The organism is Streptomyces sp. NPDC005533, from assembly GCF_042871845.1.
Lineage (GTDB): Bacteria > Actinomycetota > Actinomycetes > Streptomycetales > Streptomycetaceae > Streptomyces.
Window position 1 is genome coordinate 84954 of sequence record NZ_JBIAJH010000009.1, and the last position, 18805, is coordinate 103758.

The window sequence follows — 18805 nt, forward strand, 5'->3', positions numbered from 1 at the left end:
AGCGGTCCGGGCAGGCAGCGGCGTACGGGACGGAAGCGGAGGGGACCCGAAAGGATCTAGAAGTGCGTCACGGGGGTACGGTGACGGCCGCGCGGCCGGCACCGCGCGCTGCGAGACACCGGGATCACGTCGTACCGGGACGGGGGAGCGATGACGGCGGTGCGGTGCGTACGCATGGCCGGACTCCCCTTCTCTTCGCTCGGCTTGAGGCGCGGTGCCCTGTCGGCAGCGCGTACGGCGAGTCTAGATCGGGGGCCGGCCCGAGGCACCGCATTTTCCGCCCGCGCGCCCGCCCGCCCGCCCGCCCGCCTGCCCGATCGGTCAGAGCTGACGCGTCACCGGCAGCCGCAGCACCAGCCGGGCCCCCCGCGGGGAGTCCTCGGCCGTCAGCGTTCCACCGTGATGGGCGCTCAGATCCCGCGCGATCGCGAGCCCCAGCCCCGCACCGCCGTGGTCGCGGCTGCGGGAGTCGTCGAGCCGGGTGAAGCGCTCGAAGACCCGCTCACGGTCCGCCGCGGGGATGCCGGGGCCGTCGTCGACGACCTCCAGCACCGCGCCGCGTGCGGTGGTGCGCAGGGTGACGTCCACGCTCTGGTCGGCGTAGCGCTGCGCGTTGTCGACGAGGTTGGTGACCACCCGGCCCAGCCACAGCGCGCTCGCGGTGACCTCGACGTCCGCTTCGAGGTCCGTCCGTACGGGGACCCGGTCGCCGAGACGGCCCTCCACGACCTCGCGCACCAGGGCGGTCAGGTCCAGCGGGACGGCCGTCACGGGCTGGGCCGCGTCGATGCGCGCGAGCAGCAGCAGATCGGCGGCGAGGTGCTGGAGCCGTTCGATGTCCTCCAGGGCTCCGCCGATCAGCTCGGGCCACAGCTCCGGGTCCCGGACGGCCAGGGCCACTTCCAGCTGTGTGCGCAGGACGGTGATGGGACTGCGCAGTTCGTGGGAGGCGTCGGCGATGAACTGCCGCTGGCGGATGCCGGAGGCCTCCAGCCTGTCGAGGGTGGCGTTCATGGTCTCCGCCAGGCGGGCGACCTCGTCGTGGGTGGCCGGCACCGGCACCCGGCGGTGCAGGTCGCGGTCGGAGATCGCGGCGACCTCGGCGCGGATCTCCTCCACCGGCCTCAGCGCGTGACCGGTCACCCTCCAGGTCACCAGGGCGACCATGGCCAGCAGCAGGGGCATGCCGATGACGAGGGCGGCGGTCGTGGTGTCGTCGGCCGCGTCCGCGTCCCGCAGCGAGGCGCCGGCGTAGACGGTGGCCGGTCCGTCGGGGGTGTCCGTGATGACCTGGACGACCCGCTGCCGGTGCTCGCCGCCGAACGGCCGGACCTTCCAGGTGTGGACGCGGGCCCCGGGCAGCCCGGGGACGGCCGGCGGGAGCGGGGGCGCGTCCAGCACGTTCGGGCTGGCGAACAGCACCCGCCCGTCGGCGCTCACCACCTGGACGAACTCGACGCCGCGGGCGGGCGCGCGGACGCGCCCCAGCTTCCCGGTCGCGGCGAGCTGGGCCACCGTCTCCGCCTGCCGCCGGGCGTCGTTCTCCGCGTTGCGCTGCAGGTTGGCCTCCAGCAGCCCGAGCAGGGCGAACGAGGCGAGTGACAGCGCCGCGGCCACCACCACACTGGCGCCCACGGTGGCCCGGGCGCGCACGGTGGTGGGCCACAGCCGCCGCAGCGCCGGCCAACGTCCCACGGCCGCGGCCGGCAACGCCCGCAAGGCGCCGGCCGCCCGGCGGCGGAGGCGGGGAAGCGGCCGGGGGCGTGCCCCGGGACGCTCAGCCACCGTCGACCGCCAGCCGGTACCCGGCTCCGCGTACGGTCTCCAGCGCGGCGCGGCCGAACGGAGCGTCGATCTTGCGACGCACGGCGCTGACGTGGACCTCCACGACATTGGGATCGCCGTCGAACGCGCTGTCCCACACCTGTTCCAGTATGTCCCGCTTGGGCACCACCTCGCCGGAGCGCCGGGCCAGGTGTTCCAGCACCGCGAACTCCCGCGCGGTCAGCCGGATCTCCGTGGCGCCCCGGGAACAGGAGTGCCGGGCCGGGTCGATCACCAGGTCGCCGAAGCGCATCACCTGCGGGCGCCTGCGTCCCGTGCGCCGCCCGAGCGCGCGCAGCCGGGCGACCAGGACGAGGTAGGAGAACGGCTTGGACAGGAAGTCGTCGGCGCCGGTGTCCAGGGCCTCCGCCTCGTCGTACTCGCCGTCCTTCGCCGTGAGCATCAGGATCCCCGACTCGTTGCCGGCGGCGCGCAGCTTCGAGCAGACCCGGTAGCCGTTCAGCCCGGGCAGCATGATGTCGAGCACGATCAGGTCGTAGTCGTGCTCGGTGGCCATCCACAGGCCCTGGGGCCCGTCGTGGGCCACGTCCACCGAGAAACCCTCCGACTGGAGCCCCCGCTGCAGGGCCACGGCCAGCCGTCGTTCGTCCTCCACCACCAGTACGCGCATGCCGGACAGGATCTCAGGCCCTGCCCACCGCAGGCTGAAGAGGTCTTCAGGTGGCTTCAGCGGGGCTTCAGCATGCGCTCAGCATGCTCGGGAACGAGCCGGGCGTGGTGCCCGGTTGTTCTGAGGAGTGCCTGTATGTCTGATTCTGTCCCGCCGCCGCCGTCCGAGCAGCCCGAGACCGCGCCGGAGGCCGGAGCCCGCAAGCGAGCGGCTCTGGGCCGCCTGGTGCCGCGTACCCACACCGCCCGCTGGGTGGCGGCGGGCGCGGCCGTGGTCGTCGTGGGCGCGGGACTGGCGGCGGTCGCCGTGGCCGAAGGCCACGACGGCCCCGGGGGCCGGGGTCCGCGCCTCGTATGGGCCGAGCCCGGCGGGAAGGGCGCGTTCAAGCACGGCCCGCAGGGCGTCGAACCGCCCCACGAGCGCAAGGGCGGCCATGGCGGTCCGGAGGGGTCCGAGCGCCGCGCGGAGCACTTCGGCCCCGGCGCGCCGGGCGCACCCGCGGTTCCCGGTGTTCCCGGTGGAAAGGGGGGACTGCACAAGGCCGCCCCGGCGCCCCTGCCCTCCCTGGCCATCGGGGACGCGGCCGAGAAGGCCGCCGCGGCCGTGACCGGCGGGAAGGTGGAGAGCCTGCGCGTGATCGCGCAGGACGGTGGCGGCAGCGCCTGGCTGGCCGTGGTCCTCGGACCGGACGGCGTCCGCCACGCGGTCACCGTCTCCGGCGCGGACGGCGCGATCACCGGCAACACCGTCATCGACGGCCGGTAGCCGACGGGCGGGGCCGGCGGGCGGCGGACGGGGCCGGCGGGCCGGCGGTGGCCGGGCGGTCGGCCACCGGGCCCGGCCGGCTCTACGGAGTCATCGCCCGGCCCCCGATGCCCGGGGCCCCGGCCAGCTGCCCCTGCCACCACGCCGCCATCCCGCCGCCGTCCATGGCCGCCCAGGCCGGGGTCTCCTCGACCTGGGCCCGGCCCAGCCGGCGGGCCAGCGCGACCAGTTCCCGTCCGGCGGAGCCGCGGGAGGCCTCGTAGCCGTGCAGCAGTTCCTCGAAGGACCCGGCGCGACGCCAGCCCGCGGCGAGGGCGGTGGCGTCCTGGAGGGCCTTGGCGGCGCCGCTCGTGTTGTGCGGACGTACGACGGTGGCCGCGTCGCCCGCGAGCAGCAGCCGGTCCGCGGCGGTGCGGGCCGTCTCCAGGTCGTAGATCGGCTGCACGAAGGTGTCCGCCGGCGGAGTCAGCGCGAGCGCCCGCCCCCAATACGGGGGGAACTCCCGGTCGAGCAACGCGCGGAGGTGCTCGGCCAGTTCGGGCGTCAGCCCGCCCGGCGGGAAGCTCGTTGGGTCGTCGAAGCGCAGCCCGCCGCCGCGCGGCGGCGGGGCGTAGAGCACCCAGTTCACCCGCGGTCCGTCCGGCCCGGGGATCCGGTACACCACGCAGGTGCCACCCGCGAAGCAGACCGTGGTCACCGCCTCCGGCACCGAGTCCGCGTCGCGGCCGAGCCCCGCCAGCCGCGCCGCGTCGACGTTCCCGCGCCAGCACACGTACCCGGCGTAGTGCGGCCGGGACCGCGGGCAGAGCGCCTCGCGCACCACCGACCGGTACCCGTCGGCGCCGACGACCAGGTCGTACCGCTCGACGGAGCCGCCCGCGAGCCGCACCTCGGCGCCCACCGTCCCGGCCGCCGCCCCGACGCCCGTCACCGTCTCGCCCTGCCGGTAGACCACCGAGGCCGGGACCGACTCCCGGAGCCCGCGCCACAGGAGACCCCAGTGGTAGGAGTGGAAGGGGAACGGCTGCTCCCACACCACCCTGCCGCCCGGCCCCGCGGCGTCGTCCCGCACCACCCAACGGCGTCGCTCCAGCCGGTGCGCCGCGATCCCCGCGGGCAGCGCCCCGCTCGCGCCGAGCTCCACGGCCCGCTCGTCGTGGATGCACAGGCCCACGCCCCGGTCTTCGAGCCGCCCGCGCGTGCGCTCCAGCACCACGACCTCGCCGGCGCCCGCGCGCGCCGCCGCCGTGGCGACGGCGCAGCCCGCGATGCTTCCGCCGACCACCGCAACCGTTCCGCCCCGCATGTCCGCCTCCTGACGAAACCGCTGCGCGTGACCCGCGTTCAGAGGCGCATCACGTTACTGAATCCGCGCGCCACCACCGGGGCCGTGCGTCGGATTCCCGCCAAGCCCGCGGCCGCCCGTGACCGCCCGCGCCGGCGGGGTCGGCTGCGGGGAGCCCTGCAGGGCCAGCGCGGTGAGCACGACCAGCGAGTCCGTCCAGCCCAGGGGCGCGACCGAGGACGGCAGGCCGGCACCGTTCACCGTTTCGGGGAGCTCGCCCAGCCCGTTGCGCTTGGACAGCACCCAGTCGAGCACCCGGCCGGCCCTCGCCTGCTCGCCCGTACCGGCCCAGGCGAGGGCGAAGAAGGACGTGCTGGCCGTCCACGCGTACGACCCCCAGCTGAAGGAGGGGTCGTTGCCGGGCGAGACACCGCCGTTGGGCAGGAGCAACGCCCGGTAGGTCGAGTCCAGGGCCCCGCCGAGACCGGGCGGGGCGGTGTTGAAGGGGGGCGCCATGAAGGCCACCGCGCTGTCCCGGCCGTGCTCGCCGTCCACGGTCCGCTGGTACCCCAGCGGGGCGAAGCGCGCGGCGATCCCGGCGGACAGCCGCCGCGCCGCATCCCCCCACCGCTGCGCGTCCCCGGCCGTGCCCAGCCGGGCGGCCAGGTCGGCGGCGGCGTCGAGACCGGCCAGCAGGGGCGCGGCCGTACCGATGTTGGCGGTCGTCGTGTCCAGCTCCCAGTAGTCCGGGGACGCCGGCGGCAGCCCGTCCGGGCCCAGGGAGGCCGCCGCATAGTCGGCCGCCTTCCGCACCATCGGGTACAGCCGGCGCAGCCGTTCGTCCCGGTCGCCGGCCGGCGCCGCCCGGTACCACTGCCACGTCGCCCACGGCACCCAGCCGTTGCCGTCCAGCTGCCACTTCCGCCCGTCCGGCGGCCCGCTGCCGTCCAGCTTGGTACGGGCATCCCAGGTCCCGTCGGCCCGCTGGGTGAGCGCGTCGTAGTCCAGGATCCGGTACGCCTCCTCGTCGTGCCCGGCGGCGGCGAACGCGGCGGCGGCGAACGCGCCGTCCCGCGGCCAGGAGTACTCCCACGGCGGCGACCAGCCCGCCGCGAACGCGCCGTTGGGCTTCAGCAGCGCCCGCATCGACAGCAGGGCGCGCTGCGCCGCGGCCCGCTGCGCGGCGGTGGTCCCCGGCACCTTGCCCGCGGCCAGCCAGGCGCGGCTCTCGTTGACCTGCGCGACGGCGCCCGGGTCGTCGGCCTCCACGACCGTCGACGCCGTGGCCCCCTCGGGCAGGTAACGCCACCGGCCGGAGGGCAGGCGCAGCACGTTGCTCCCGTCGACGTACGAGGCGCCCACGGCGAAGGAGGGCAGGACGGCCTCGGTGGCCACCCGATTGGTCAGCAGGCCCGAGGTGCGGGCCGCGAGCGCGGAGGTCGGTACGTAGCAGGGCTCGGTCTCCCCGCAGCGCTCGCTGCCGACGGGATTGACGTGGAAGGCCAGCCGGGAGGTGTAGGCGTGCCAGCCGCCCCAGTACGCCCGGTCGTAGTTCCAGCTGGTCAGCGAGCCGGGCACGGAACGTGTGGTGCCGTACCAGGCGATCGGCTTGTTCTCCGCGGTGGTCGCCTGGAGGAACAGGTAGTAGGTGGTGCCCGGGGTGACGGCCGCCTCGAGCGGGAACTCGACCCAGCCCGCCCCGGCGCCGCCGAGGGCGGAGAGGTTCAGGGTCCGTGAGGCGATGACCGACCCCGCGTCCGAGCGCACCCGACGGATCTGGGCGGTCACGGTGCCCGTCGCCGCTCCGCTGCCCAGCCAGACGCTCACCCGGGAGAGCCGGGTGCCGGTCACCGTGAACTCCTGGGCGGCCGCGTTGTTGGTGGCCTTCACGCTGAACAGCGCGGTCTCGTGGCGGACCTGACCGTCGTACAGCGCCGCGGCCGCGGCTTTCGCGGTGTCCGGGAGCGCGGCCGGCAGACCGGCCAGCGCCAGGGAGAGCACCGTGGGCAGCAGACTCCTCGCGAACGCCATCGGATACGGCCCTTCCTCTTCGACTGGCGCGCGCGGAGTACCGGCGCGCCGGGAGCCCCACCATGCAGGTATCCGGCTCCGGCGGCGGGGGAGTCGGGACGTGTCCCACCGGATGGGGCCGCAGCGACATCCGATCGTGTGAAAGAAACAGCGGCGGAGCCCGGGCGGGCGCACGTCGGCGGAGGCGGCGCGGCCGGGTGTGCCGGGGGCGTGCGCGGGCGGACCGGGGCGTGCGGGGAGGCGGATGCGCTTCCTCCCGAAGATTTTCCGGGACCGGCTTGCACGATCCGGCTCGTTTTCCGATGGGGTGGTGAGTGGGAGCGCTTCTGGCGCTCCGCGGCTGCTGGTCCGGGGGCAGGCACGCCGGTTATCCATGGTCCATTTGGAAGGTTTCGCGCCGAAGTGAATGTTCCCGAGACGGTCGCCCTCGCGCTGTTAGCCGCCATCGCGGTCCGTTGTCGTGTGTTTCCCGTAGTCGATTTTCCCGTAGTCGCCGTGGCCGATGTGGCCGTCCCCGCCGCCCCGGCGGGGAGCGATGAACAGCCGTGGGGGAGCGTATGAGCGAAGGCGAATTCGATCCATCGGGGGACCAGGCGGTCTCCAGCGAGCTGGCCGGAGTGCTTCCGGTGGAGTTCACCGCGTTCCACTCCCAGCAGCACCGCGCCTACCTGCGCTACGCCCACCTGCAGCTCGGGAACCCCAAGGACGCCGAAGAAGTCGTCGACGACGTGTTCACCTTCCTGCTGAAGGTGTGGCGCCAGGCACTGAAGGAGGCGAGCCTCCACGGCTTCGCCTGGGCGGTGCTGCGCGAGCACGTCGAGCGGCGGCTGGCGGTCCTGGGCCGTCAGGTGGCCATGGTGGAGACGGCGTGGTTCGCCGCCCTGCGCCGGTCCTCGAGGGAGCGGCTGGAACTGCTGGAGTCGAAGCTCGGACTGTACGCGGCGATCGCGGGCCTCTCCGAACGACAGTACGACGTCGTGCTGTTGGCCTTCCTCCTCGGCAACGACTCCGACACCGTCGCCCGGATGATGGGGATCACCCCCGCGACGGTCCGCTCGCACATCCGCGGCGCGCGCCGAACCCTGTCCCGAAAGCTCGGGGTCGACTGGATCCCCGGAGAGGAGAAGGACCAGTGAGCGACATGCCCTGCAACCGTGACATGCCGCTGTGTGACCTGGACGCGGCCCTGGAGGACGCGACGGTACTCGCGGAGGAGTACGCCGGATACGACGAGGGGGCGGCCCGGCGCCGGATCGCCCGCCGGATCGTCGCCGACCGCGCCCGCTCGGCGAGCGGAGCCGCCGCCCTGCCCGCCCGGGGGCAGCCGGCACGGGCCGCCGCCACCGACGACCTCGTCCTGGACGCCGCCTGCCACGTGCGGGCCGCCCGCGGCCTGGACGACCTCACCTGGTCCCTGGTGGAGAGCCGGGACTTCGCCGAACTCGCCCTGGACGCCGACTCCTGGCCGCACGGCGCCGACTCGGCGCTGCTCTTCGGCTGCCTGCTGCACCTGGCCGACCGCACGGACGCCGCGCAGTTCTGGTTCCAGTACGCGGCCGGGGCGGGCTCGCAGACCGCCGCCCGCTGCCTCTACCTCCACCACCTCGCCCGCGCCGAGGTCGCGACCGCCCGCTACTGGAACCGTCAGGTCCAGACCCTGCCCCCCGACGCCCACCTGCCGACCTTGCCGCCGGCTCCGGAACACCTCGAAGAGGCCCTCGAAGCCTCGGTCATCTGGACCTCGCCGCCCATCACCACCCAGGACCTCACCGCCCTCACCGCCGGCCCGGGCGGGGCGGGCCGGCCCCCGCTGCGGCTGCCCGCGCGACTGCGCCAGGCCCTCATGGCCCGCGCGTACGAGGAGCACCCCGACCTGGGGGAGGTCTTCACCCCCGGCCCACAGGTCGCGGTCGCCGTCGCCCGGAACGCCCGGCTCAACCCCCTCCACCTGACGGAGGAGGCGAACGCGTGGGCCCTCGAAGCACTCAAACAACCACACCTGACCCACGCGGCCCGGGGGACCCCCGAAGGGCGCCCGGCGCCCGCCGCGCTGGAATCCGTCCACCAGGCGCTGCGGGTCCTGGAAGTCGTCAACCGCTATTCGGGCGGGGTGAACCTGACCCAGATCGCCCGTGAGACGAGGCTGCCTCAACTGGCCCTCGCCCGGGCCGTGGAGCAGCTGATCCGTGCCGAGCTGGCCACACCGATCGGACCGGACGCGTACCTCGCCGGCCGCGCCCTCTTCCTGGCCGACTCGGTCAACGGAGAGGGGCGCGGGCATCTGCGCGAGACCCTCGCATGGGTGCGGGACGCCGTCGGCGCCGCCGTCTACGTCGCCCGCTACACCGACGGGGAGGTATCCATCACCCAGTACGCGGACGGCCCCGGCACCCCCGTCGTCGACGAGTGGGTCGACTTCCGCGCCGCAGCCCACGCCTCCGCGGTGGGCAAGGCACTGCTGACCCAGCTCGACTACGACGACAGGAAGGACCACCTGGCCCGCCACCGGCTCATCCGGTTCACCGACCACACCCTCACCAGCCAGCAGGCCCTCTTCCGCCAGCTCGACACCCGCCCGCCCAACGCCCCCCTCCTCGACTTGCAGGAGTACGCGCTCGGCACGGTGTGCGCGGCCGTACCGATCACCGCCGGCCCGAACGCGGAATGCGTGGCCCTGTCCATCCCGGTCCCCGACCCCGGCCGGCTGAAGCAGGCCGCCCGGATCCTGCAGAGCGAGGCGGCCGCGGTCTTACTCGCCCTGATCGTCGCCGGCAGCACCCAGCCCACGGCACGCAAACCGGAGGACACCGTCCTCTCCCCGACGGCCTAGCGGCACGCGACGCGGGCCCGCCGCCCGACGGGGGCGGCGGGCCCGTTCATCCCCACGATGCCCGAGCGCGGCATCCGGCAACACCACTCGTGGATAAGCGGACATGCCCGCCCTGCCGAGCAATTCCCAGAACAACCGCCTTGCGGCGCGTACCGCTCCTGCGGCGGATCGCTGAAGATTCGCCACCGCTCGCGCGGGCGCCGCGCTCCGGACAACGCGCAGGCGGGGGCCGTTGGCGCGACGCCCGTCGTCCCCACCGGTTGACCGCCAGCCTCTACCTATCGGTAACTTCAGGGTGGCCCAGGAGAGTCGACCGAAGGAGCAGGCACGTGCCAGACCATGACCTGACCGGCTTTACCCCGTCCACGTTCACCCACGGCGGTGCCACGCGCCAGGTCCTGCGCAGGGGCACGGGCCCTGCTGTGATCATCATGGCGGAGATCCCGGGCATCACCCCCAAGGTCATCGAGTTCGCGGAACGGGTGGCGGCGACCGGCTGCACGGCCGTACTCCCCGTCCTGTTCGGCGTGCCCGGCCGTGAGGCGAGCCCCGGCGCCGCCGGCTGGCCGACCGTGGGCCGCGCCATGGCGTCGTCGCTCTGGCAGGTGTGCGTGAGCCGTGAGTTCACGGTGCTGGCCACGGGACGCAGTTCGCGCGTCGTACGGTGGCTGCGCGCCCTGGCCGCCGCCGAGCACGAGCGCTGTGGCGGCCCGGGGGTCGGCGCCGTCGGCATGTGCCTGACCGGCGGATTCGCCCTGGCCATGGCCACGGACGAGCGGTTGGTCGCCCCGGTGCTCTCCCAGCCGTCGCTCCCGCTGGCGTGTTCCGCGAGCCGTGCCGGCTCCATCGACATCAGCCCCGAGGAGCTCGCGGTCGTCCGCGGCCGCTGCGAGCGCGACGGGCTCCAGGTGCTGGGCCTGCGCTTCCGCGGGGACCGCCTGGTCCCCGGCGACCGCTTCGCGTACCTGCGGCGCGAGCTCGGCGACGCCTTCGTGGCCGTCGAGCTCGAAGAGAGCGCCGCGAACCCGGCCAGCGCCCTGCCGCCGCACTCCGTCCTGACGGAGCACCTCGTCGACGAACCGGGACAGCCCACGCGGCAGGCGCTCGACACCGTCCTCGACCTGTTCCGCACCCGGCTGCTCGGCGAGGAGCCCGCTGTCGCGCAGTGACGCACCTTCGACACGGGCGGCAGAGCCGGCCACCCTCCGGTGGGCCGGCGGTCGGTGGGCGCGGCGCGTAGGCCAACGGCGCGCCCAGTGGCAATCTGGTCGATATCGCAAAAAACCTACACTTTCGGACCCTCCGTACCCGGTCCTGTACGAGAGCAAGGAAGCCCATGCCGCACACGGATCTCTCCACAGTCGAGGCGGACGTCAGGGCCTGGTTCGACCAGTACGTCAGCACGTTCGTCGGCCTGGCCGAGGCGGGCGGCACCGACCCGGCGCCGCTGCTCGCCTACTTCTCCGTACCGATCACCATGACCACCGACGCCGTCCACGTCGTGCTCGCCTCCGAGGAGACGCTCGCGGCCGCGCTCACCAACGAGTTGCAGATGCTGCGCGACGCCGACTACGGCGGCAGTAAGGCGCTCGATCCGCAAGTCCGGGCCCTGAACGAGCGGTCGGCCCTCATCGAGGTGACCTGGGCGCGCCACGACAAGGGTGGACGCGAGTTCCAGCGCGTCCGCGTGATGTACCTCGCGGCCAGGACGGTCGCCGGATGGCGGACCACGGCCTCGGCGATCCTCTCTCCCTGACCGGACACACCGGTCAGACGGTTTGCGCATGTCGGTCACCGAGGTGTGGTCGGAGACCGGACCCGAAGATCCTTCCGGCGGCGCGGGGCTGCACCAGCCCCACGCCGGGAGCTCGCCCGCGACGGATACGGAGTACTCATGGCCACCAGGAAGAACCTCACCGCGAACCGGGAGTCCCTCGTCCACAAGGTCCGCTACGCCGCGAGCCGCCCCCACCGCATCGCGCCGTACCTGAAGCGGGCCGCCCGGGACCGGTGGCTGGCCTTCAAGCACCCCGACCACGTGAGCTACTACCGGGCCGTGATGGCCTCGGACACCCGCCGCAACCCCGAGGCGGCCGTCGGTAGCCAGACCCACGAACGCTGGCTCGCGCTCGGGCAGATGCAGTTCGACTACCTGCTCCGGCACGGTCTGAAGCCCGGATCGCGCATGCTGGACATCGGCTGCGGGAACCTCCGGGCCGGCTGGCGCTTCATCGACTACCTCGACGCGGGCCACTACTACGGCATCGACATCTCGCCGGACATCCTCATCGCGGCGAAGCGCACCCTGACCGAACGCGGGCTCCAGGCCAAGGTCCCGCACCTGACGATCACCAAGAACCTGACCCTGGACTTCCTGCCCGAGGCGTACTTCGACGTCGTCCACGCCCACAGCGTGTTCTCGCACTCACCGATCGAGGTCATCGACGAATGCCTCGCCCACGTGGGCCGCGTCCTGAAGCCCGGGGGCCACTTCGACTTCACGTTCGACCGCACCACCGGCGCCGAACACCAGGTGCTGCGCGAGGACTTCTACTACCGCACCCAGACCCTCGTCGACCTCGCAGCCCGGCACGGGCTGGCGGCACGCTTCATGGACGACTGGGAGGAGCTCGGCCACGGCCAGTCCAAGATCCGCGTCAACGTGAGCACGATCGACGCCTGACACCCGCCGCCCCGGCACGGCTCAGGAGATCGCGTACCACTGGCTGGCCCAGCCGGTGTTGATGGTGCTCGTCGACTGCTCGGCGAGGTTCACGGCGGCCGGCAGCGAGGTCTGACCGGTCAGGAGGGTGCTGTACCGGAGGCTGGGCGGCGTCAGACCGGCGTTGACCGAGATGCCGGCGCCCGTGGACTTCAGGGTGAGGGCGTTGGTGGCCCAGTTCCCGTTGAGGAGGAGGGCGATGAAGTAGGTCCCGGGTGCGGCGGTGAACGGCTTGCCGAGGGCCAGCGGCTTGGCGACGGCGTCGGTCATCAGCTGGGGCGAGATGTCCGGGGTGGCCGCGACGAGCTTGCCGGTGGCGTCGTACACGCCGAGGTAGCAGTTGGCGAGCTGGGCGTTCGGGTCGATGCCGGCCAGGCCGAGCCAGATGTTCGACCAGGTGATCTGCTCGCGCAGGACGATCCGTACCAGGGTGATCCGCCCGCCGACCCCGGCCGCCGACTGGGCGGTGACGTGGCCCGCGTCGTTGGGATCGCCGGTCCACGCCAGGAGGTTCTGGTCCTGCGGCCGGGGACCCTCGAACCCGGACCCGGAACCGCCTGCGGACCCGCTGCTCTGCGAGGGGACCGACGCCGCGGAGCTCACCGGCGTGCCCCGGTTCTCCTTCGGCGCGGTGCAGCCGCCCAGGACGAGCAGCGCCGCGAGCGCGGCGACGAGGCCGGCCGTGGCCGTGGTGGTGCGGGTGCGCATGGTCCCCCCATGAGGTGCGTGAGTGCGGACGCACATGATCACACGGGCCACACCGGCCACCACCACGACGTACGCACCTACGGGGCCCTGACGAGCGGGGGCAGGCACCCTGCACGGGGAGGAAAAACGAAAGGGCAAGGAGAACCTTCTCCTTGCCACTCTCAACTTATAGCGCACTGGGGGGCTTGCGGCAAGACCCGGGTCGTACCGCAGAATCGGCGGCTCACGACCGGAACCGGTGGAAACGGGGAGTGCGAAATGCGTGTGTTGTTGTCGACCTGGGGGTCGCGCGGGGACGTGGAACCGCTGGCGGGACTGGCGGTGGCAGTGCGGGAACTCGGCGCGGAGGCGGTGGTCTGCGCGCCGCCGGACGAGGAGTTCGCGACACTGCTGGCACGCGTCGGCGTACCGATGGTGCCGCTCGGCCCGACCGTGCACTCGGTGGTCGCCGGTACGAAGCCACCCACGGCGCAGGACGCGTTCCGGCTCGCCCCCGAGCTGGTCGCGGCCCGGTTCGAGACGCTCGGCGCGGCGGCCGAGGGGTGTGACGTGCTGCTCGCCACCGGTCTGATGCCGGCCGGTGCACGGGACGTGGCCGAGAAACGGGGCATCCCGTACGTCTTCGCGTGCTTCCACATCTTCGGAATGCCTTCGAGGCACTTCCCGCCGGGGGCGCGGCCGGGTGCTCCGCTCCCGCAGGGCGAGACCGACAACCGGGTGCTGTGGGAGCACGACGCCCGCAGGGTGGACGCCTTGTACGGGGAGGCGCTGGCCCGCCACCGGGCGGAGATCGGCCTGCCCCCCGTGGACGGCGTCCGCGACCACGTGTTCACCGAGCGGCCGTGGCTGGCGGCCGACGCGACGCTGTGCCCCTCGCAGGGCATGACGGATCTCGACCTGGTGCAGACCGGGGCGTGGATCCTGCCCGACGACCGTCCGCTCCCGAACGAGTTGCAGGCGTTCCTGGACGCGGGCACACCGCCGGTCTACGTGGGCTTCGGCAGCATGGCCGCGCACGCCCCGAAGGACATCGCCCGCATGACCATCGAAGCGAGCCGCGCGCAGGGCCGCCGCGTGGTGCTCGCCCGCGGCTGGGCGGGCCTGGCCCCCATCGACGACGGCGACGACTGCTTCGTCGTCGGCGACGTCAACCAGCAGGCGTTGTTCCCGCGGGTGGCCGCCGTGGTGCACCACGGTGGCGCGGGCACCACGACGACGGCGGCCCGGGCCGGCGCGCCCCAGGTGGTGGTCCCCCGGATCGCGGACCAGCCCTACTGGGCCGCCCGGGTGGCCGAGCTCGGTATCGGCGCGGCGCACCAGAGCCCGACGCCGACCTTCGACTCCGTGTCCGCAGCGCTCGCCACGGCGCTGAGCCCGCAGACGGCAGCGCGGGCGACGGCCGTGGCCGGCACGATCCGTCCCGACGGGGCGATGGCGGCCGCGAAGATGCTCGTCGACGCGGCCGACCGGGGGAAGCCGCCCGCGGCCGTGTGAACGGGTACCCACACCCGCCGGCTCCGCCTTCCCGCCGCGGTGGGCGGAGCGTGCGCCGTCCGGACCCGGATTATTCGAAGGCGGGCCCGGTGTGCGGATGCGTAGGCTCCCCCCATGCCCGGATCGGAACTTCAGCAGATCAACACGTTCCTGGCGGCCTTCGCCCGTCGTCAGGCCGCGCGCTCCGCCGAGCTGCCCGGCGGGTTCGCCGTGTACGACGACGCCCTCGCACACTCCCGTGCGAACAACCAGGTCGTCATCGACGCGCCCGTCGGCGAGGTCGATCCCGTGGCGCTGCCCGCCATCGCGGAGCAGGCCCTGGGGCACCTGCCGCACCGGCTGGTCTCCGTCCTGGACGACGCCGCCGGCAGGGCGTGTGCCGAGCCGCTGATCCGAGCCGGGTACACCCACTCCACGTACCTGGTCATGCTGCACACCGGCCCGGTGCCGCCCGTCGGCGGATCCGCGGGGCCCGCGGAGGAAGTGGACCTCGATGCCCTGCGCATCCCGCTCACCCGGCGCTGGCGGGGTTTCCTCCCGACCGTCGAGGACGAGGTCCTGCGCCACCTCGTCGACCGACGCGAGGTGCGCCGCCGCGGAGCCGACGCAGTGCACTTCATCGGCTCCCGCGCGGCGGACGGCGAGGTCGCCTCATGGGCCGACCTCTACGTCGACCCGACGACCGGCACGGCGCAGATCGAGGACCTGATGACCTCGGAGACCCACCTCGGGCAGGGCCACGCCGACGCCGTCCTCAGCACCGCGCTGCGCCTCGCCGTGGACCAGGGCTGCGCCACGCGCTTCCTGACCGCCGACGCGACGGACTGGCCGCGCCACTGGTACGAGCGTCGGGGCTTTTCCGTGATCGGCCACGCGCACGGATTCGAACGCGGCTGACCGTGCCACGGCCCGGACGCCCGACGCGTGGCCGGAATGGTCGGGCCCCGTCCGGGAAGCGCCCATCCGGAATGCGTCACCGATTTCCCCGCTGATTCCGTCTCCCCTTTGTCGGCAGGGTGGGTGCCGGTGTCAACGAGGCGTGATCGGGCCATTGGTGAGGGAACCGCTTGGCGGTGCCATCCCACACCCTGAGAATCCTTTGCATGACCATTCTGCGTAGCACCACACGTGTCGCCGCTGTTGCCGCAGCGGCCGCCGGCATGTTCGTCTTCGCGGCGTCTCCCGCGAGTGCCTTCTCACAGTCGTGGGGGTCGGGCTCCTATCACGCGAGCGCGGATTTCGTGCCCTCCTCCGGAAGCATCCGGATCGGCGGCAGCGGCTGCGCGGGCGGCGCAGCCCGCAGCTTCTACACCCAGCTCGTCAAGACCAACGGAAGCTCGAAGGTCTTCTCCAGCTACAGCTACGCGGCGGACGGGCAGTACCAGACCGACCCCCGCGGCATCGGCGTGAGCACCAGCACGGCCTACTACCTGCGCTGGTACGGGAAGAACAACAGCGGCGGCGACGCCTCGGCCCCCTGCGCTTCGGCCCACACCGGCTAGACCAGGCACCTCGGCAGCAGGTCGGCCGGCCGGTCCCGGGGCGTCGCCTGTGGCCGGCCGGTCCCGGGGCGTCGCCCGGGCCGGCCGTGCTCCATCGATACGGGAGGGAACGCAGTGACTCCGCAGTGGCGCGGCCTCATCGGCTCGCTCTGCCTCGTGACGGCCCTTGCAGGGTGCACGGACCCGGGCTCGGCGTCCGAGCGGCCCCCTTCCCGCAAGGTCGCGGGTCAGAGGAGTGTCGCCGTGATCGGCCAGGGCGCGATGGAGGGCACCCGCTGGCGGGTGGACCTCGTCTCCGCGGACGGGCAGCTCTGCACGCAGGCCACCGTCGGCGCGAACCCGGCCGGCAGCGGCTGCGAACCTCCGGTCTCGAAGGAGATTCCCGTCAACATCGCCCTCGACGGGCTGGATTCCCGTGTGCTCCTGGTTTATGGAGCGGCGGATCCCAGTGTCGCCCGCCTCGTGGCGAGATCCACGTCCGGTGAAACGCAGGCCGTCGACATCACCGCACACGAGGGAAAGTCCTTCTTCGCCTATGCGCTGAAACCGGGGACCGCGGAAGACCTGATGGCATTCGACTCCGGCGGGCAACAGGTATTCTCGGCCGCCGAAAAAATCCGGGAATTCCAAACCCCGGCCGGGTGACCCGACTTCCGGCGCACCGGGGGTTAGCCCCACCAGGGGCCCGGCGGGTAGCGGGATCGTCACGGGTGTCCGTACCCGGACAGGCTGGGACCGGTAGACACCACTGGTTTCCCAACGATTCCGTAGGAGTTGGCTCGTGCACGAGGCATCAAGGCGAGGATTCCGTTCTTCCGGCCGGCGGCGGATCGGCCGGCGCAGAGCCGTCGCGGCCGCGATGGTCGTCGGTGCCCTGACGATCGGAGTGCTGGCCCCGCCCGCGGCCTCCGCCGCCACCGGACCGGACACCGTCCAGCAGGGTCTGAACGCGCTGGTGCGCTCCGACGGCCTGCCCGCCGCGCTGGCGAGCGTCAAGGACCGGGACGGCCGCACCCGCACCTACACGGCAGGGGTGGGCGATCTCGCCACGGGTGCGAAGGTGCCCCGGGACGGTCAGGTGCGGATCGGCAGCAGCACCAAGACGTTCACCGCCGTGGTCGCGCTGCAACTGGTCGGCGAAGGGAAGCTCGACCTCGACGCCACGGTCGACACATACCTGCCAGGGGTCGTCCGTGGACAGGGCATCGACGAGAGCCGCATCAAGGTCCGCCACCTCCTCCAGCACACCAGCGGACTTCCCGAGTACGAACACCTCGTCAACGACGACATCTTCCAGCACCGGTACTTCGAACCCCGCGACCTCCTCGACATCGCCTTCCGGCAGGAGTCAGCCTTCGATCCCGGCACGAAGTGGGCGTACAGCAACACGAACTACGTCGTGGCCGGCCTGATCATCCAGAAGGTCACCGGCCGACCCCTCGCCGAGGTGATCGACCAGCGCGTCGTCCAGCGCATAGGTCTGCGCCACACCTACTTCCCCGCCTCCGGCGACATGTCCATCCGGGAGGCCCACCCGAAGGGCTACCACCGGGATTCGGCAGCCGCCCCGCTGCGCGACATGACGGAAATCGACCCCTCCGTGGCCTGGGCGGCAGGCCAGATGATCTCCACCAACTCCGACCTCAACCGGTTCTACACCGCGCTCCTCGAAGGCCGCCTGCTCCCGGAGGCCCAGCTCGCCCAGATGCGTACCACCGTACCCATCGGGGACACCGGAGCCGGCTACGGACTGGGCCTCATGAGCAGGCCGCTGTCGTGCGGCGGTGTCTACTGGGGCCACGGCGGTGACATCCCGGGGTACGAGTCCCGGGGCGGGGTCACAGAGGACGGCCGCGCCGTCAGCGTCGCGGTGACCGCCGTCCCGACCGACGGGGCGGCCACCCGGCGTCTCGAAAGCGTGGTGGACACGGCCCTCTGCCGCTGAACCCCCTCCCGGGGGACCGTCAGCTCGTCATCGAGGCGGGTGGAGGACGAGGGTCCAGCTGTGGACCGTGTGCTTGCCGGGGCGGTCGGGGTGTCGTTCGGTGAGGGACACCGTGAGCTTGTCACCGGCCTGGTGGAGCCGGCCGTGGTAGCGCCACATCTCCTCGGGGGCCACGGGCAGCAGTTCGGCGAGGACGGTGTCCTCCAGCCGTCGGTCGACGGCCCGCAGCACCCCGGAGTCGAGGACCAGGATGGTGCCGTCCGACAGGACGAGCGGCCGCGGGGTCAGCGGGTCGGTGAGCAGCGGTCCGCGTTCGACGGTGCCGCCGGGCAGGAGCCGGACCACCCGGCTGTGGGTGGGCAGGCGGCGGTCGGTCTCGACGACGCGGACGCCCGTACCGATGACGTAGTGGCCGTAGCTGCGCCAGGAGTCGACCAGGGCGCCGTCACGGTCGTACTCCCAGGTGTCGAAGGCGTCGTAGCCCTCCAGGCCGAGGAGGAACCGGCCGCCGCCCAGGGCCGCGCCGCGTTCACCGCGCAGCTCGGTGACGAGGGTGCCGTCCGCGAGGTCGAGCAGCAGGGCGGGGCCGAGGTTGCCCCAGGCGGTGTACGCGAGGGAGTCCGTGGTGACCAGGACCCGGCCGCGGGATATGTGGGCGGCGTTGGGCTTGCCCGAACAGGGTGTGGTCCAGCGGGTGCGGCCCGAGGCGTCGATGCAGCTGATCTTGCCCGCCGTGCCGTGGACGCGGAGGTCGTCCCGGCGGGCGAGCGGCTGACCCTGACGGCGCGACGCCTCGTACGGTGACGGGCCCGCCTTGCGCCGCTCCTGCCTCAGCACCGTGGCGCGCCAGGTACCGGAAGCCGCCCCTGGGGTACGGCCGTTCTCCTCGGGTCTCACCATGGACGCAGATGCTAGCGCCGCGTGACGCGACATTCGCCCCGCCTCCGCCCGGCGGGACCGCCCCGCAGAGCCGATCGTGGTGGACTCGGCAAGACACCGTCACCAACCTGTGAAGGTTCCGCGGGACGCTGGTCCTCAGGCCAGCTCGGCCCAGCCCGGCGCACTTCG

The 18805-nt window shown here is 73.1% G+C and carries 17 protein-coding genes; 11 read left to right on the forward strand and 6 right to left on the reverse strand.

Translation table 11 applies throughout. The features are described 5' to 3' along the window. Positions 1-321: 321 nt before the first annotated feature. Both ACFYP3_RS11680 and ACFYP3_RS11685 read right to left on the reverse strand, forming a co-directional pair. Positions 322-1677, reverse strand: coding sequence for a sensor histidine kinase (locus ACFYP3_RS11680; protein WP_388830773.1), 1356 nt, complete (start codon positions 1675-1677; stop codon positions 322-324). 100 nt (positions 1678-1777) lie between these two features. Continuing rightward, positions 1778-2455, reverse strand: coding sequence for a response regulator transcription factor (locus ACFYP3_RS11685; RefSeq protein ID WP_388830455.1), 678 nt, complete (start codon positions 2453-2455; stop codon positions 1778-1780). A 135-nt stretch (positions 2456-2590) separates the two neighbouring features. On the opposite strand from ACFYP3_RS11685, the gene ACFYP3_RS11690 reads away from it, so the two are divergent. Then, the gene (locus ACFYP3_RS11690) at positions 2591-3220 is read left to right on the forward strand and encodes a hypothetical protein (RefSeq protein ID WP_388830458.1); all 630 of its coding nucleotides are present in this window, start codon (positions 2591-2593) and stop codon (positions 3218-3220) included. Positions 3221-3302: 82 nt separating this feature from the next. Here ACFYP3_RS11690 and ACFYP3_RS11695 read toward each other — a convergent pair whose 3' ends face one another. Together ACFYP3_RS11695 and ACFYP3_RS11700 are read right to left on the reverse strand one after the other, a co-directional pair. Beyond that, positions 3303-4526 carry an FAD-dependent monooxygenase gene (locus ACFYP3_RS11695; protein ID WP_388830460.1) on the reverse strand — a complete coding sequence of 408 codons (1224 nt, stop codon included), beginning with the start codon at positions 4524-4526 and terminating at the stop codon, positions 3303-3305. A gap of 54 nt (positions 4527-4580) precedes the next feature. Further along, positions 4581-6536 (reverse strand): hypothetical protein, encoded by a 1956-nt coding sequence (locus ACFYP3_RS11700; protein WP_388830463.1) that lies wholly within the window; start codon positions 6534-6536, stop codon positions 4581-4583. 557 nt (positions 6537-7093) lie between these two features. Here ACFYP3_RS11700 and ACFYP3_RS11705 point away from each other — a divergent pair. From ACFYP3_RS11705 to ACFYP3_RS11725, 5 genes are all read left to right on the forward strand, one after another. Next, entirely contained in the window at positions 7094-7672 is a 579-nt protein-coding gene (locus tag ACFYP3_RS11705; RefSeq protein WP_319732568.1) for a sigma-70 family RNA polymerase sigma factor, read from the forward strand. 863 nt (positions 7673-8535) lie between these two features. Next, on the forward strand, positions 8536-9366 hold the full coding sequence (locus tag ACFYP3_RS11710; protein ID WP_388830775.1) for an IclR family transcriptional regulator C-terminal domain-containing protein: 831 nt from the start codon (positions 8536-8538) through the stop codon (positions 9364-9366). Between the two features lie 329 nt (positions 9367-9695). After that, a complete protein-coding gene (locus ACFYP3_RS11715; RefSeq protein WP_388830466.1) occupies positions 9696-10535 on the forward strand; it encodes a dienelactone hydrolase family protein in 840 nt (279 codons plus the stop codon). Positions 10536-10702: 167 nt separating this feature from the next. After that, positions 10703-11122, forward strand: coding sequence for a hypothetical protein (locus ACFYP3_RS11720; protein WP_388830469.1), 420 nt, complete (start codon positions 10703-10705; stop codon positions 11120-11122). Positions 11123-11260: 138 nt separating this feature from the next. Then, a complete protein-coding gene (locus ACFYP3_RS11725) occupies positions 11261-12049 on the forward strand; it encodes a class I SAM-dependent methyltransferase (RefSeq protein ID WP_388830472.1) in 789 nt (262 codons plus the stop codon). Positions 12050-12070: 21 nt separating this feature from the next. Here the strand turns inward: ACFYP3_RS11725 and ACFYP3_RS11730 are convergent, their stop codons facing one another. Continuing rightward, on the reverse strand, positions 12071-12796 hold the full coding sequence (locus ACFYP3_RS11730) for a hypothetical protein (RefSeq protein ID WP_388830475.1): 726 nt from the start codon (positions 12794-12796) through the stop codon (positions 12071-12073). A gap of 258 nt (positions 12797-13054) precedes the next feature. Between ACFYP3_RS11730 and ACFYP3_RS11735 the strand changes: the two genes are divergently transcribed. From ACFYP3_RS11735 to ACFYP3_RS11755, 5 genes are all read left to right on the forward strand, one after another. Next, entirely contained in the window at positions 13055-14290 is a 1236-nt protein-coding gene (locus ACFYP3_RS11735; RefSeq protein WP_388830478.1) for a glycosyltransferase, read from the forward strand. A 114-nt stretch (positions 14291-14404) separates the two neighbouring features. Beyond that, positions 14405-15187, forward strand: coding sequence for a GNAT family N-acetyltransferase (locus ACFYP3_RS11740; protein ID WP_388830481.1), 783 nt, complete (start codon positions 14405-14407; stop codon positions 15185-15187). A 206-nt stretch (positions 15188-15393) separates the two neighbouring features. Continuing rightward, complete coding sequence (locus tag ACFYP3_RS11745; RefSeq protein ID WP_388830484.1) at positions 15394-15792, forward strand: hypothetical protein; 399 nt, start codon at positions 15394-15396, stop codon at positions 15790-15792. Positions 15793-16035: 243 nt separating this feature from the next. Then, the gene (locus ACFYP3_RS11750) at positions 16036-16437 is read left to right on the forward strand and encodes a hypothetical protein (protein ID WP_388830487.1); all 402 of its coding nucleotides are present in this window, start codon (positions 16036-16038) and stop codon (positions 16435-16437) included. Positions 16438-16651: 214 nt separating this feature from the next. Next, positions 16652-17737 (forward strand): serine hydrolase domain-containing protein, encoded by a 1086-nt coding sequence (locus ACFYP3_RS11755; protein WP_388830777.1) that lies wholly within the window; start codon positions 16652-16654, stop codon positions 17735-17737. Between the two features lie 27 nt (positions 17738-17764). On the opposite strand, the gene ACFYP3_RS11760 is transcribed toward ACFYP3_RS11755, so the two are convergent. After that, entirely contained in the window at positions 17765-18637 is an 873-nt protein-coding gene (locus ACFYP3_RS11760) for a hypothetical protein (protein WP_388830490.1), read from the reverse strand. Positions 18638-18805: the final 168 nt, after the last annotated feature.